Genomic DNA, 13,785 nt, shown 5'->3' on the forward strand with positions numbered 1-13,785 from the left:
TATTGTTCTCAAGGGCCTCATCGCGGGCAAGCCTTGCTCCCACAAGTATCGCGGCGCACTTGTGAAGCAAGGCTTGCCCGCGATGACGGCAACAAGGTATCGACTATTTGTTGTCTTGTTGGTCAGCATTTTGCATTGGTGCTGCACAGCCAACCTCACAACAAAATGGAGTTCGAGTTCATGCACCAACGCCCCTTGAAAAAGTTGCTTTGCGCCGTCGTCGCCGCCCTCGGCCTGGGCGCCGGCCTGAATGCCAGTGCCGCCGACCCGCTGAAGGTCGGCTTCGTCTACATCGGCCCGATCGGCGACCATGGCTGGACCTATCAGCATGAACAAGGGCGCAAGGAGCTGGCGGCGAAATTCGGCGAGCAGATCACCACCAACTACGTGGAAAACGTGCCGGAGGGTGCCGACGCCGAGCGGGTGATCCGCAACATGGCCAAGGATAAATACGACCTGATCTTCACCACCTCCTTCGGCTACATGAACCCGACACTGAAAGTCGCCAAGCAGTTTCCCAAGGTGACCTTCGAACACGCCACCGGCTACAAGCAGGACAAGAACCTGGGCACATACCTGGCTCGCACCTACGAGGGCCGCTACGTCGGTGGCTTCCTCGCGGCCAAGATGACCAAGACCAAGAAGATCGGTTATGTCGCGTCCTTCCCGATCCCGGAAGTCATCCGCGACATCAACGCCATCCAACTGGCCCTGAACAAGTACAACCCCGGCAGCGAGATCAAAGTGGTGTGGGTCAACTCCTGGTTCGACCCGGGCAAGGAAGCCGACGCCGCCAACGCGCTGATCGACCAGGGTGTGGACGTAGTGTTCCAGCACACCGACAGCCCGGCGCCGATCCAGGCTGCCGAGCGACGCGGCGTCTATGCGGTGGGCTACGCTTCGGACATGGCCCACTTCGGGCCCAAGGCGGTGCTGACCTCCATCGTCAATGACTGGGGCCCGCATTACATCCAGGCGACCCAGAGCGTGCTCGACCACAGCTGGAAATCCCAGGACTACTGGGGCGGCCTGAAGGAAGGCACGGTGAAACTGCCAATCAGCGACCTGGTGCCGGCAGCGGTCAAAAGCGAAGCCGAGCAGATCATCGCCGACATCGAGAGCGGCGCCTTCCACCCGTTCACCGGCCCGATCAAGGACCAGGCCGGCGTCGAGAAAATCCCGGCGGGCGTGAGCGCCACCAACGCGGAACTGGCGTCGATGAATTATTACGTGGAAGGCATGAAGGCTGAGATTCCGAAATAACCCCCAGCCCAAAAACCAACACAAAACCCATTGTGGGAGCGAGCTTGCTCGCGATAGCGGACTGACATTCAATATTTGTATTGACTGACCCACCGCTATCGCGAGCAAGCTCGCTCCCATATGGGGTGCCTATTTCAAGTCAGGAAAGCAGGATGAACAGCCTTCCCATCATCGACATCAGCCCACTCTACGGCGATGAGCCCGACGCCTGGCAAACCGTCGCCGAGCAGATCGACCGCGCCTGCCGCCAATGGGGCTTTTTCTACATCAAGGGCCATCCCATCACTCCGGCGCGCATCGCCGAGGTACTGGGCAGTGCGCAACGCTTCTTTGGCCTGCCCGTCGAAGAAAAGCTCAAGATCGACATCACCCAGACCCGCCACCACCGTGGCTATGGCGCCGTCGCCACCGAACAACTGGACCCGACCAAGCCCAGCGACCTGAAGGAAACCTTCGACATGGGCCTGCACTTGCCGGCCGATCATCCCGACGTGCTGGCGGAAAAACCCTTGCGCGGCCCCAACCGGCATCCGCATCTGGGCGGTTGGGAAACCTTGATGGAGCAGCATTACCACGACATGCAGGCACTTGCCCAAACCCTGCTGCGGGCCATGACCCTGGCGCTGGGTATCGAACGGGACTTTTTCGACACGTGCTTCAACGAGCCGGTCAGCGTACTGCGCCTGATCCACTACCCGCCCCGCGACACCGCCAGTAGCGCCGAGCAGCAAGGTGCCGGCGCCCATACCGATTATGGTTGCATCACCCTGCTCTACCAGGACGCCGCCGGCGGCCTGCAAGTGCGCAACGTCGACGGCCAGTGGGTCGACGCGCCGCCCATCGACGGCACCTTCGTGGTCAACCTCGGTGACATGATGGCGCGCTGGAGCAACGACCGTTACCTGTCCACGCCGCATCGGGTGATCAGCCCGCTGGGGGTGGACAGGTACTCGATGCCGTTCTTTGCCGAGCCGCACCCCGACACGCTGATCCAATGCCTGCCCGGTTGCCAGGATGACGCCCACCCGCCAAAGTACCCAACGACTACCTGCGCCGAATTCCTGCTGTCGCGCTTCGCCGACACCTATGCTTACCGGCGTGAGTCGCTCGCCGTGTAGTGGATCAGCCGGTCAGGTTTTACCCGACAGGGCGGCCAGCGTCTGTAGAATGCCCGCCATCGATTCGCTGATGAGAAAAGACCATGTACGACTGGCTGAACGCCCTGCCCAAGGCTGAACTGCACCTGCACCTGGAAGGCTCGCTGGAGCCCGAGTTGCTGTTCGCCCTGGCCGAACGCAACAAGATCGCCCTGCCGTGGAGCGACGTCGACACCCTGCGCAAGGCCTATGCCTTCAACAACCTGCAGGAATTCCTCGACCTGTATTACCAGGGCGCCGATGTGCTGCGCACCTCCCAGGATTTCTATGACCTGACCTGGGCCTACCTGTTGCGTTGCAAGGCGCAGAACGTGATCCACACCGAACCGTTCTTCGACCCGCAGACCCACACCGACCGTGGTATCCCGTTTGAAGTGGTGCTCAACGGCATCGCCGCCGCCCTCAAGGACGGCGAGCAGCAACTGGGCATCACCAGCGGCCTGATCCTGAGTTTCCTGCGCCACCTGAGCGAAGAACAAGCCGAGAAGACCCTCGACCAGGCGCTGCCGTTCCGCGAGGCATTCGTGGCCGTGGGCCTGGACAGTTCGGAAATGGGCCATCCACCGAGCAAGTTCCAGCGCGTATTCGACCGCGCACGCAACGAAGGCTTCCTGACCGTCGCCCACGCCGGTGAAGAAGGCCCGCCCGAGTACATCTGGGAAGCCCTGGACCTGCTGAAGATCCAGCGTATCGACCATGGCGTACGAGCCATTGAAGATGAGCGACTGATGCAGCGGATCATCGACGAGCAGATTCCGCTGACCGTGTGCCCGCTGTCCAACACCAAGCTGTGCGTCTTCGACGACATGTCGCAGCACAACATCCTCGACATGCTCGAGCGCGGCGTGAAGGTGACGGTGAACTCCGATGACCCGGCGTACTTCGGCGGCTACGTCACCGAGAACTTCCACGCGCTGTATACCCACCTGGGCATGACCCAGGACCAGGCCAAGCGCCTGGCCCAGAACAGCCTGGATGCGCGGTTGGTCAAGCCTTAAGCGTCACCGAACCCCCTGTGGGAGCGAGCTTGCTCGCGATAGCTTTGGATCAGCCAACATTAATGTCGACTGACACACCGCCTTCGCGAGCAAGCTCGCTCCCACAAGGGATAGTGTTTAGTCGGCGACGGTCGCTTCGCTCAACTCCTCCAACGTCTTGCCCCGCGTCTCCATCCCGAACAACCAGACCACCCCCGCCGCCACGGCGAAGCACAACGCGCCCAGGGCAAACACGCCACCCTGGCCGGTGATGGGGAATACCAGCCCGGTTACCAGCGGGCCGAGCAACGAACCGACGCGTCCCACCGCCGAAGCAAAGCCTGAGCCGGTGGCCCGGGCCGAGGTGGGGTACAGCTCCGGCGTGTAGGTGTAGAGCACCGCCCACATGCCGAACAGGAAAAACTGCATCAGCAACCCGGTGCCGATCAACAGGCCGACGTTGCCGCCAAACACCGCGCTCTGCCCATACAGAAACGCCATCGCCCCACCGCCCAACAGCGTGATGATGCACACCGGTTTGCGCCCCCAGCGCTCCACCAGCCAGGCCGCCATCAAGAAGCCGGGAATCCCGCCCAGGGAAATCAGCACGGTGTAGTACACCGACTGGGTCACCGCAAACCCCGACTGCTGCAACAACGCACTGAGCCAGGAGGTCAGGCCGTAGAAACCGAGCAGGGCAAAGAACCAGACGCTCCAGATCATCATCGTGCGCTGGCGATACTGCGGTGACCAGATCTGCGCCAGGGCCGAAAAGAAATTGCCCGGCGTACTCTCAACCCTTGGCAAACGGATCGGCTCCGGCAGGTTCTGATGCCCCAGCGAGGCGCGGACCTTGTCTTCGATTCGCTTGAGCACCGCGTCCGCCTCGTCACCCCGACCGGCTTGCTCCAGCCAGCGTGGCGACTCGGGAATGAAGAAACGAATCGCCAGGACAAACACCGCCGGCACCGCCAGCACCAAAAAGATGTCGCGCCAGCCGACCACCGGCAGCAGAAAATACGACAGCACCCCCGCCGCCACGAAACCCAGCGGCCAGAAGCCATCCATCAAGGCGATGTAGCGGCCCCGACGCTTGGCCGGGATCAGCTCCGAAAGCATCGACTGGGCAATCGGAAATTCCATGCCCATGCCGATGCCCAGCAGGATGCGAAACAGCGTCAAGGTCTCGATGTCCTGGGCCGTGGAGCACAAGTAACTGGCAATGCCCCACAACACGATGCTCCACTGGAACACCGGCTTGCGCCCGAAACGATCGGCCAGCATGCCCGACAGCGACGCTCCCACCACCATGCCGAAGAAGCTGGAGCTGGCGAGCAAACCGGCCTGGGCGGTGCTCAGGCCGAACTCGGCTTTGATCGACCCCAACAGGAACGTCATCATCGCCAGGTCCATGGAGTCAAAGAAAAACGCCAGGGCGATGATGATGAAGATGACCCGGTGGTAACCGCTGATGGGTAACCGTTCCAATCGTTCCGCCGCGCTGTAGCCGTGAGTGTCCATGCTGCCTCCCCCAATCCGATAATTCCCCGGACCGAGTGTGCGCGAACCTCGCAGGTGGCTATTGCTGAATACGACCTGCCGACAGCCCTGAGCGACGCATCAGGAGCGTTCCCTAGATTGCCATCTCCACCGTGTCCTGCCGGGCGAACCGGTGGATTTCCTGCTGGCCGAGCGTCGTCACCTGCAAGGCTCGCGAATCGTTGGGCAAGCTCAGCCAACCCGACTGCATGAACAGTTGCAGCAGGGCCGCCCCCAGCGCGCCCCCCAGGTGTGGACGACGCTCGCTCCAGTCGGGGCAGGCACAGGCGATGTGGGTGTTGCGATGGGCCAGGGCCTGGATGAACAGGCCACGTCCGGCCAGTTGATTGGCGCCCTTGTGGGTGACGATCACCCGCTGCTCGAACTGCTCGATCCACCCAGCATCCAGCAGGCGCTGGTAGAGGTCGGCCGCCAGGGTTCCTCCCAGGTGATCGTCGCAAAGCCTGGCGCGCATCAACGAAGCAGGGGCCGACGGCGCCTTGGTCGGCATGACCCGGCGCTTGAAGACGTCTGGAATCTGCCGCGGCGTACTGACCAGCGTCGCGCTGGCCAGCGCTTCGACGGCCGCGCCGATTTCAGGCGCTGCCAGGCGGAAAAACCGCTTGCGGCCCCGGGCTTCGACTTTCAACAGGCCTCCGGCGGACAGGCGTCCCAGATGCGCGTTGGCCGAGGACGGCGACAACCCGGCGAGCAACGCCAACTCCTCGGCCTGGCGGGCCGTGCCGTCCATCAAGGCCCACATCATTGCGCTGCGCTTGGGGTCAGCCAGCAGCGTGGCGATCTGGCTGATGCAAGGTGCATGTTCCATGTATTCACTCCCTGTTGAATCATTCGTCTACTGCTCTGGCGCAGGCGGCCGCTAGTATAAGCGGGGCGCTCGAGCTTTCCTGTCCTCCGGAAACCTATGGAGGCGATTGTTCCTGAGGGAAAATTCTCTATTTGCCCGCGACTAATGACTGCCCCCCATCGAGAGCGGAAAACGCGCCGTCAACTCACCGCAGCGGGCCTGGAGCATGTCCCGCAAAAGGTTGATGGGCTTGCTCAATTGCGCCCGATGGGCACACAGCAGATTGAGGGGCGCGCGTTCGCATTGCAGGTGCGGCAAGAGGATTTTCAAGCGCCCGGCCAGCACGTCGGTGGACACATCCAGCCACGATTTATAGGCAATCCCGGCACCCGCTACCGCCCAGCGCCGCACCACATCGGCGTCGTCACTGAAACGGTCGCCACTGACGGTGAGGCTCACTTCCCGTTTGCCGTCATGAAAACCCCATCGGTCATGGACCCGGCTGCCAAGCATGTACAACAGGCAGTTGTGCTGGGCCAGTTGCTCCAACTGATGGGGTTCACCCTGGCGAGCCAGATAGTCCGGCGATGCGCACAACACCCGGCGGTTATCCGCGGCAATGGGCAGGGCGACCAGGCTCGAATCTTCCGGCTCGCCATAACGCAAGGCGATGTCCACCGGCTGCGTGAACAGATCGGCCATGCGATCGCCCAGCAACAGCCGCACCGTCAGCCCGGGGTGCTCGCGCTGGAACGCGTCCAGCCAGGGCAGCAGCAGGTTGCGTCCCAGGTCCGACGGTGCGGACAACTGCAACACCCCACTGACCTGGTCCTGGCCGCTGGTCAATAACCGCCGGCCTTCGTCAAGGCTGCTCAATGCGGCCCGGGCATATTCGAGAAAGCCCTCGCCTTCGGCCGTCAGGCGCAGGCTACGGGTGGAACGGGCCAACAGCCGCGCGCCGAGGTGCTGCTCGATCCGTTTCAACGCGGCACTGGCCACCGCCGCCGACAGGTCCATGACCCTGGCCGCAGCCGAAAGACTGCCCAGGTCCGCCGCCCGGACAAACAACTGCAAGTCATCGAAGCGAAGCATGACGACTCCATTATCAAAAAATTATTGAAAGAGCCTGTTCTTTTAGCCGGTTTTATCTCGACGATAAATAGCTAAACATGGCTTTCATCGAACTCATCTCACGGAACCCCTTCATGAAAGCCATCGCCTACTACCACTCGTTGCCCATCACTGACCCGCAATCGCTCCAGGACATTGAGCTGCCGGAACCGGTCGCCGGTCCCAGGGACCTGCTGGTGGAGGTCAAGGCTATTTCGGTCAACCCGGTGGACACCAAGGTCCGCCAGAACGTCCAGCCCGAAGACGGCGCAGCCAAGGTGCTGGGCTGGGACGTGGCCGGTGTGGTCAAGGCGGTGGGCAGCGAGGTCACGCTGTTCAAGGCCGGGGACCAGGTGTTCTACGCCGGTTCCATCGCCCGGGCCGGCGGCAACAGCGAGCTGCACGTGGTGGATGAGCGCATCGTCGGCCACATGCCCAAGACCCTCGGTTTCGCCGAAGCGGCGGCGCTGCCGCTGACGGCCATTACCGCCTGGGAGTTATTGTTCGAGCGCCTGCAAATCCAGGAAGGCCAAAGCGACCTGGGCCAGAGCTTGTTGATCGTCGGCGCTGCGGGCGGCGTGGGATCGATCCTGACGCAACTGGCCAGCCAACTCACCGGGCTGAAGGTGATTGGCACCGCGTCCCGTGTGCAGACCCAGGATTGGGTGCGCAACCTGGGGGCCGACCTGGTGATTGACCACAGCCAGCCATTGAGCGAAGTGTTGAAAGAAGCGGGCCAGCCCCAGGTGACTCACGTCGCCAGCCTGACCCAGACCGACCAGCATCTGGACCAGTTGGTCGAAGCCCTCGCGCCCCAGGGCAAACTGGCGCTGATCGACGATCCCAAGGCGCTGGACGTGACCAAGCTCAAGCGCAAGAGCCTGTCGTTGCATTGGGAATTCATGTACACCCGCTCCCTGTTCGAGACGGCCGACATGCTTGAACAACACAAACTGCTCAACCGCGTGGCCGCCCTGATCGACGCTGGCACACTGAAGACCACGGTTGGCGAGCATTTCGGCACCATCAACGCCGAGAACCTGCGCCGGGCGCATGCCTTGCTGGAAAGCGGCAAGTCCAAGGGCAAGATTGTGCTTGAAGGTTTCTGACGGCACTGGGCAGTCGCCCTGCAAACAATCCTGTAGGAGCGAGCTTGCTCGCGATGGGGCCAGGTCAGGCAACATTGATGTCGGCGGGTCTACCGCTATCGCGAGCAAGCTCGCTCCCACAGGTGTTGCATCAACCTGGAACTGCACCGTCAGTCCGAGAATTGATCCTTGTCACAATTGCGATCGCATTCGGGTCTACACTCGAGGCCTTTGCAACGCAATCTTTTCGTGAGGAGGTCAGCAATGAAGATCCTGATAAAAGAAGTGGCAAAATCCCAATGGCAAGTGCGCCTTGACCAGCACGTCGTCACCTTCCGTACCGAGGCCGAGGCCCAGGCCTTCGCCAGCACCCTGCAAGCGCGGATCCTCGCGCCCCATCATTTCCCCGAACAACAACAGCGCGCGGCCGGCTGAGTCAGCCCTCGCGACTGGCCTGGGCCAGCGCCCGGGCATTTTGCAGGCGACGACTCAGCATCGTTGCGCTCACCACCAACAGCCCGCAAAGGCTGATGACCAGTGCCATGGGCACGGCGGTGCCGTCATGCAATGCCGCCACCAACGAGGCGGCCCCAGCGGCTACGGAAAACTGCAGGCATCCCAGCATCGCCGAAGCACTGCCGGCCCGGGCGCCCTGTCCATTCATGGCGCAGGCCGAGGCGTTGGGAAGGATACAACCCAGGCTGGCGATGCAGATAAACAGCGGGACCAGCAGCGGCCACAACTGCGCAGGTTGCAATGAACTGACGGCCAACAGGCTCAGCCCGGCCCCCAGGTAGACCCATACCGCGCGGCTCAGCAGGAACGCCGGGCCGCGCTTGGACAGCAGCCGGGCGTTGACCTGGGCAACCAGGATGAAGCCCGCCGCGTTGGTGCCGAACAGCCAACCGAAGTGTTCGGCCGGTACCCCGTAGAGCTTGATGAAGACGAAAGGCGAACCGGCGATGTAGGCAAACATCCCAGCGATAGCGATGCCCCCCGTCAGTGCATGGCCGAGGTAGACGGTGTCGGTCAATAACCGGCCATATTGGCGCAACGCCCCCGACAACGGTTGCCGAGGCACATGGTCCGGCAAGCTTTCCGGCAGCCACAAGGCCACCGCCGTCGACGCCAATGCGCTGAACACGGTCAGGGCAATGAAGATTGACTGCCAGCCATGCAGGTTCACCAGCAACCCGCCGAGCATCGGCGCGAGAATCGGCGCCAGGCCCATCACCAGCATCAATTGCGAAAACACCTTGGCCGAACCCACCGCGTCGCATTTGTCGCTGACCACCGCCCGCGAGATCACCATCCCGGCGCATCCACCCAGGGCCTGGACGAAGCGGGCGCCGATCAGCCATTCCAGGCTCGGCGCGTAGGCGCAGGCCAGGGAGGCCAGGGTGAACAGGCCGACGCCGGTCAGCAATGGAATGCGCCGTCCGAAGCGATCCGCCACCGGCCCATAGGCCAGTTGCCCGATGGATAAGCCGAGGAAATAAGCCGCCAGGGTCAATTGAATGTGTTTTTCGTCGGTACCGAAAGCCGTAGCCATCGCCGGAAAGGCAGGCAGGTAGAAGTCGATCGCCAAGGGACCGAAAGCGCTCAAGGCGCCAAGAATCAGAATGGTTCGCAGGTTCATCGGGCGTCCAGCTCAGGCGTCGTTCGACAGCCCGACAGTCTAGCCGTGCCGGACGCTCTTGAACATTCCGGTAGGTCGCTAACGATTAAAAAACTTCAAGCAGGGCTGGCCTCATAGCCCTCCTCCTTGATGGCCGCGAGCACGGCATCGGCCGGCAACGAACTCTGGACCTGGACAGTCTTGGCACCCAGGTCGATTTGCACATCGGCCGCCGGGTCCTTGGCCTGGACAGCCTGGGTGATGGCCTTGACACAGTGACCGCAGGACATGCCCTGGACATTGAAAGTTTGCATGAGATGACTCCTTGGGATTGAGGTTGCCAGCAGTCTCAAGCTTGCCATCATGGCAAGGTCAAGTTCTGACAAAAACTGCCGGGCTGGCAATCGACATCGCGCTCAGCCAAGCTGCACACATCAAGGATTTAACACCGGAGGTTCAGCCATGCGCTGGTCAGCGTTCAGCCTGTTTTGCATGCTCGGTTTTTCAGCGGTGGCGCCCCAGGCATCGGCCGCTGGCGAAGACTACGGCGTGTTGATCATTTCTCGCGAGCGCCTGGAAGTGGCGACCAATTGCGAAATCGGCATCTACATCCAGGATCAGCTCTCGGCCAGGCTGTTCCAAGAGCAAAGCACCTCGTTCAACCTGCCGCCGGGCCAGTTCTCCTTACGCCTGAAGTTGCTGCCAGGCCAGGCACCGGGGTGCAACCCGGGCATGCTCGCGCCAGGGTCGCAGAACATCACGCTCAGGGCCGGTGACATCCTGAAGTTCCGCATCGCCATGAATGAACAAGGCATGTACCTCAAGCAGGCCGGGCTCGGTTACTAACACACCTCTTGCCCCTGTGGGCAAGCTTTGTGGGAGCAAAGCTTGCTCGCGATCCAGGCGCCGCGGTCATTCAGAAAGCTGCGGTGCTTTCATCGCGGGCAAGCCTTGCTCCCACAGAGCCAGATCTCATATTAGGAGTCGGCAGCGCTTTTTGGATTGGCGCTTGACCTTGCCAGCATGGCAAGGTTGATCCTGTAGTCATTCACTACAGGGAGCCTGACCGATGTCCGAATCCACCACGTTCGATCTACCGATTGCCGGCATGACCTGCGCCAGCTGCGCCGGGCGAGTCGAGCGGGCCTTGAGCAAAGTCACCGGCACCCGCGCTGTCAGTGTGAACCTGGCGACTGAACTGGCGCGTGTGCAGGCCCCTGAAGGCAGCCTGCCGGCCTTGATGCAAGCCGTCGAACAGGCCGGCTATAGCGTCCCCGTGCAAACCCTGGAGCTGAACATCGACGGGATGACCTGCGCCTCCTGTGTCGGCCGGGTCGAACGCGCCCTGGGCAAGGTCGACGGTGTGAACAGTGTCAGCGTCAACCTTGCCAATGAGCGGGCCCACCTCGAACTGCTCGGCCAGGTGGATCCGCAAACCCTGATCGATGCGGTCAAGCGCGCCGGCTATGACGCCACTGTCTGGCAGGCCGAACAGCCCGCCGACACGCAGGCCAACCGTCTGAACCGTGAACGCCTGATATTGGTGCTGGCGATTGCGCTATCCGCGCCGCTGGTGTTGCCGATGCTGCTACAGCCGTTCGGCGTGCACTGGATGCTCCCAGCCTGGGTGCAGTTCGCCCTGGCGACGCCGGTGCAATTCATCTTCGGTGCGCGTTTCTACGTCGCCGCCTTCAAGGCCGTGCGTGCCGGTGCCGGGAACATGGACCTGCTGGTGGCCCTGGGCACCAGCGCCGGCTACGGCCTGAGCCTTTATGAATGGGTGATCGCCCGCCCTGGCGGCATGCCGCACCTGTATTTCGAAGCCTCGGCCGTGGTGATTGCCCTGGTACTGCTCGGTAAATACCTGGAAAGCCGCGCCAAGCGCCAGACTGCCAGCGCCATTCGCGCCCTCGAGGCCTTGCGCCCGGAGCGGGCGATCCAGGTGATTGATGGCCAGGAGCGGGATGTTGCCATCAGTGCCCTGCGCTTGAATGACCGGGTGCTGGTCAAGCCCGGCGAACGCTTCCCGGTGGACGGCGAAGTACTGGAAGGCCAGAGCCACGCCGACGAAGCGCTGATCAGCGGCGAAAGCCTGCCGGTGCCCAAGCAGCCCGGCGACAAAGTTACCGGCGGCGCCATCAACGGCGAAGGTCGGCTGCTGGTCCGCACGCTGGCCCTGGGTACCGAAACCGTTCTGGCGCGCATTATTCGCCTGGTAGAAGACGCCCAGGCCGCCAAGGCCCCGATCCAGAAACTGGTGGATAAAGTCAGCCAGGTGTTCGTACCGGTGGTGCTGGTGCTGGCCCTGGCGACGTTGATCGGCTGGTGGCTGTACGGTGCGCCACTGGAAACCGCGCTGATCAACGCCGTCGCCGTGCTGGTGATCGCCTGCCCCTGCGCCCTGGGCCTGGCGACGCCCACGGCGATCATGGCCGGCACCGGCGTGGCCGCTCGCCACGGGATTCTGATCAAGGACGCCGAGGCCCTGGAGCGCGCCCATGAAGTCGACACCGTAGTGTTCGACAAGACCGGCACGCTGACCTCCGGCACGCCGCGCATCGCCCACTTGACGGCTCTGGAGGGAGATGAAGATGCGCTGCTGAAAATGGCCGGCGCCCTGCAACGCGGCAGTGAGCACCCTCTCGCCAAAGCCGTGTTGGACACCTGCGCCGAGCGCGGCCTGGACGTGGCGGATGTCAGCGACAGCCAGTCCCTGGCTGGACGCGGTATCGCCGGCAGCCTCGACGGGCGCAGCCTGGCCCTGGGCAATCGACGCCTGCTGGACGAACTGGGCCTGGACCCCGGCTCGCAGGCCGAGTCGGCACAGGCCTGGGAGACCGAAGGCCGCACATTGTCCTGGCTGATCGAACAAGGCGCGACGCCTCGGGTGCTGGGCCTGTTCGCCTTCGGTGACACGCTCAAGCCCGGTGCCCTCGCCGCGGTACAGGCCTTGAATGAACAGCACATCGCCAGCCACTTGCTCACCGGCGACAATCAAGGCAGCGCCCGGGTCGTGGCCCAGGCGCTGGGGATATCCAATGTCCATGCCGAGGTTTTGCCAGCGGACAAATCCGCCATCGTCCAACAGTTGAAGGGCCATTCGGTGGTGGCGATGGTGGGTGACGGCATCAACGACGCTCCAGCCCTGGCCGCCGCCGACATCGGCATTGCCATGGGCGGCGGCACCGACGTGGCGATGCATGCCGCGGGCATCACCCTCATGCGCGGCGATCCGCGACTGGTGCCGGCGGCGCTGGACATCAGCCGCAAGACCTACGCCAAGATCCGCCAGAACCTGTTCTGGGCGTTCGTCTATAACTTGATCGGCATCCCCCTGGCGGCTTTCGGGTTTCTCAACCCGGTGCTGGCCGGCGCGGCCATGGCGCTGTCGAGCGTCAGCGTGGTAAGCAATGCATTATTGTTGAAGTTCTGGACACCCAAGCAGCTGGAGGACAAGCGATGAACATCGGCCAAGCGGCCCGCCAGAGCGGCCTGAGCGCGAAGATGATCCGCTATTACGAATCCATCGGCCTGCTCAAGGCCGCCCATCGTACCGACAGCGGCTATCGGATCTACGGCGCCGATGACCTGCACACCCTGGCCTTTATCAAGCGCTCTCGCGATTTGGGGTTTTCCCTGGAAGAGGTCGGCAAACTGCTGACCCTCTGGCAAGACCGCGAACGCGCCAGCGCCGACGTCAAGGCCCTCGCCCGCCAGCACATCGAAGAACTGAACCAGAAAATCCGAGAACTGGCCGAGCTTCGCGACACCCTCCAGGACCTGGTGGAACACTGCCACGGCGACCACCGTCCGGATTGCCCGATTCTCAAGGAACTGGCGTCGGGGTGTTGCCAGAATTGATGCCCACTGCCAATCCCTTGTGGGAGCGAGCTTGCTCGCTCCCACAAGGGATTGGCGGTGAGGCTGATTTTTTTTGCAGCTACAAAAAGCACGGCCATTGGCCTAATGCTGTTCACTTAAGCCGTTAGCGGAGATTTGATGTTCCGTTTCGAGGCGTAGTTTTTTACGAGCGGGATTTTGGGGTTGGTGTGTATATCCATTTCTGCGGTAACGGCGGCTTAGGGTTCCGCCCTTACGGCGGGTCACTTTTGGAAGAGCGCCAAAAGTAACCAAAAGCGCTTTGCCCCACCACTCGGCACCTCGCCTAGGCTCGGTGTGCCCTCACTCCGGCATTGCTCCGTGGGCCGCCGCGAAGGGCCATCCA

13 protein-coding genes are annotated in these 13,785 nt (G+C 62.6%); 8 read left to right on the forward strand and 5 right to left on the reverse strand.

The features are described 5' to 3' along the window. Window positions 1–180 precede the first annotated feature (180 nt). The 3 genes from AB4Z20_RS26385 (at window position 181) to AB4Z20_RS26395 (ending at window position 3,418) form a co-directional block, all read left to right on the forward strand. Window positions 181–1,263 (forward strand): BMP family ABC transporter substrate-binding protein, encoded by a 1,083-nt coding sequence (locus tag AB4Z20_RS26385; protein WP_253471408.1) that lies wholly within the window; start codon window positions 181–183, stop codon window positions 1,261–1,263. A gap of 152 nt (window positions 1,264–1,415) precedes the next feature. Further along, window positions 1,416–2,381: a 2-oxoglutarate and iron-dependent oxygenase domain-containing protein gene (locus AB4Z20_RS26390; protein WP_442090996.1), complete on the forward strand. Its 966-nt coding sequence runs from the start codon at window positions 1,416–1,418 to the stop codon at window positions 2,379–2,381. Between the two features lie 83 nt (window positions 2,382–2,464). Continuing rightward, a complete protein-coding gene (locus AB4Z20_RS26395) occupies window positions 2,465–3,418 on the forward strand; it encodes an adenosine deaminase (protein ID WP_003197486.1) in 954 nt (317 codons plus the stop codon). A 117-nt stretch (window positions 3,419–3,535) separates the two neighbouring features. Here AB4Z20_RS26395 and AB4Z20_RS26400 read toward each other — a convergent pair whose 3' ends face one another. The 3 genes from AB4Z20_RS26400 to AB4Z20_RS26410 all read right to left on the reverse strand — a co-directional run bounded on the left by AB4Z20_RS26400 (window position 3,536) and on the right by AB4Z20_RS26410 (window position 6,836). Next, complete coding sequence (locus tag AB4Z20_RS26400; protein ID WP_258690300.1) at window positions 3,536–4,918, reverse strand: MFS transporter; 1,383 nt, start codon at window positions 4,916–4,918, stop codon at window positions 3,536–3,538. Between the two features lie 112 nt (window positions 4,919–5,030). Further along, the gene (locus AB4Z20_RS26405; RefSeq protein ID WP_018603237.1) at window positions 5,031–5,765 is read right to left on the reverse strand and encodes an ArsR/SmtB family transcription factor; all 735 of its coding nucleotides are present in this window, start codon (window positions 5,763–5,765) and stop codon (window positions 5,031–5,033) included. Window positions 5,766–5,906: 141 nt separating this feature from the next. Further along, on the reverse strand, window positions 5,907–6,836 hold the full coding sequence (locus AB4Z20_RS26410; protein ID WP_442090999.1) for a LysR family transcriptional regulator: 930 nt from the start codon (window positions 6,834–6,836) through the stop codon (window positions 5,907–5,909). A gap of 113 nt (window positions 6,837–6,949) precedes the next feature. Between AB4Z20_RS26410 and AB4Z20_RS26415 the strand changes: the two genes are divergently transcribed. Further along, window positions 6,950–7,963, forward strand: coding sequence for a zinc-binding alcohol dehydrogenase family protein (locus AB4Z20_RS26415; RefSeq protein ID WP_442091001.1), 1,014 nt, complete (start codon window positions 6,950–6,952; stop codon window positions 7,961–7,963). Window positions 7,964–8,206: 243 nt separating this feature from the next. Continuing rightward, a complete protein-coding gene (locus AB4Z20_RS26420; protein WP_165826052.1) occupies window positions 8,207–8,377 on the forward strand; it encodes a hypothetical protein in 171 nt (56 codons plus the stop codon). 1 nt (window position 8,378) lies between these two features. Here the strand turns inward: AB4Z20_RS26420 and AB4Z20_RS26425 are convergent, their stop codons facing one another. Both AB4Z20_RS26425 and AB4Z20_RS26430 read right to left on the reverse strand, forming a co-directional pair. Further along, window positions 8,379–9,581, reverse strand: a complete 1,203-nt coding sequence (locus AB4Z20_RS26425; protein ID WP_258690297.1) for a multidrug effflux MFS transporter — start codon at window positions 9,579–9,581, stop codon at window positions 8,379–8,381. A gap of 95 nt (window positions 9,582–9,676) precedes the next feature. After that, window positions 9,677–9,874 carry a heavy-metal-associated domain-containing protein gene (locus AB4Z20_RS26430; RefSeq protein ID WP_214512993.1) on the reverse strand — a complete coding sequence of 66 codons (198 nt, stop codon included), beginning with the start codon at window positions 9,872–9,874 and terminating at the stop codon, window positions 9,677–9,679. A gap of 148 nt (window positions 9,875–10,022) precedes the next feature. Here AB4Z20_RS26430 and AB4Z20_RS26435 point away from each other — a divergent pair, with 148 nt between their 5' ends. The 3 genes from AB4Z20_RS26435 to cueR all read left to right on the forward strand — a co-directional run bounded on the left by AB4Z20_RS26435 (window position 10,023) and on the right by cueR (window position 13,421). Further along, the gene (locus AB4Z20_RS26435) at window positions 10,023–10,406 is read left to right on the forward strand and encodes a hypothetical protein (protein WP_214512992.1); all 384 of its coding nucleotides are present in this window, start codon (window positions 10,023–10,025) and stop codon (window positions 10,404–10,406) included. Window positions 10,407–10,629: 223 nt separating this feature from the next. Further along, window positions 10,630–13,023 (forward strand): heavy metal translocating P-type ATPase, encoded by a 2,394-nt coding sequence (locus AB4Z20_RS26440; protein ID WP_442091005.1) that lies wholly within the window; start codon window positions 10,630–10,632, stop codon window positions 13,021–13,023. Then, a complete protein-coding gene (gene cueR / locus AB4Z20_RS26445; RefSeq protein ID WP_214512990.1) occupies window positions 13,020–13,421 on the forward strand; it encodes a Cu(I)-responsive transcriptional regulator in 402 nt (133 codons plus the stop codon). Before AB4Z20_RS26440 ends, cueR begins: the two co-directional genes overlap by 4 nt. Window positions 13,422–13,785: the final 364 nt, after the last annotated feature.

The sequence above is a fragment of the Pseudomonas sp. KB_12 genome, from assembly GCF_052114545.1.
In the GTDB taxonomy this organism is placed as follows: domain Bacteria; phylum Pseudomonadota; class Gammaproteobacteria; order Pseudomonadales; family Pseudomonadaceae; genus Aquipseudomonas; species Aquipseudomonas brassicacearum.

Coding starts and splice junctions, on each gene's coding strand:
- AB4Z20_RS26425 (WP_258690297.1), bottom strand. CDS start 9,581: ATGAACCTGCGAACCATTCTGATTCTTGGCGCCTTGAGCGCTTTCGGT.
- AB4Z20_RS26415 (WP_442091001.1), top strand. CDS start 6,950: ATGAAAGCCATCGCCTACTACCACTCGTTGCCCATCACTGACCCGCAA.
- AB4Z20_RS26410 (WP_442090999.1), bottom strand. CDS start 6,836: ATGCTTCGCTTCGATGACTTGCAGTTGTTTGTCCGGGCGGCGGACCTG.
- AB4Z20_RS26390 (WP_442090996.1), top strand. CDS start 1,416: ATGAACAGCCTTCCCATCATCGACATCAGCCCACTCTACGGCGATGAG.
- cueR (WP_214512990.1), top strand. CDS start 13,020: ATGAACATCGGCCAAGCGGCCCGCCAGAGCGGCCTGAGCGCGAAGATG.
- AB4Z20_RS26440 (WP_442091005.1), top strand. CDS start 10,630: ATGTCCGAATCCACCACGTTCGATCTACCGATTGCCGGCATGACCTGC.
- AB4Z20_RS26430 (WP_214512993.1), bottom strand. CDS start 9,874: ATGCAAACTTTCAATGTCCAGGGCATGTCCTGCGGTCACTGTGTCAAG.
- AB4Z20_RS26385 (WP_253471408.1), top strand. CDS start 181: ATGCACCAACGCCCCTTGAAAAAGTTGCTTTGCGCCGTCGTCGCCGCC.
- AB4Z20_RS26395 (WP_003197486.1), top strand. CDS start 2,465: ATGTACGACTGGCTGAACGCCCTGCCCAAGGCTGAACTGCACCTGCAC.
- AB4Z20_RS26405 (WP_018603237.1), bottom strand. CDS start 5,765: ATGGAACATGCACCTTGCATCAGCCAGATCGCCACGCTGCTGGCTGAC.
- AB4Z20_RS26400 (WP_258690300.1), bottom strand. CDS start 4,918: ATGGACACTCACGGCTACAGCGCGGCGGAACGATTGGAACGGTTACCC.
- AB4Z20_RS26420 (WP_165826052.1), top strand. CDS start 8,207: ATGAAGATCCTGATAAAAGAAGTGGCAAAATCCCAATGGCAAGTGCGC.
- AB4Z20_RS26435 (WP_214512992.1), top strand. CDS start 10,023: ATGCGCTGGTCAGCGTTCAGCCTGTTTTGCATGCTCGGTTTTTCAGCG.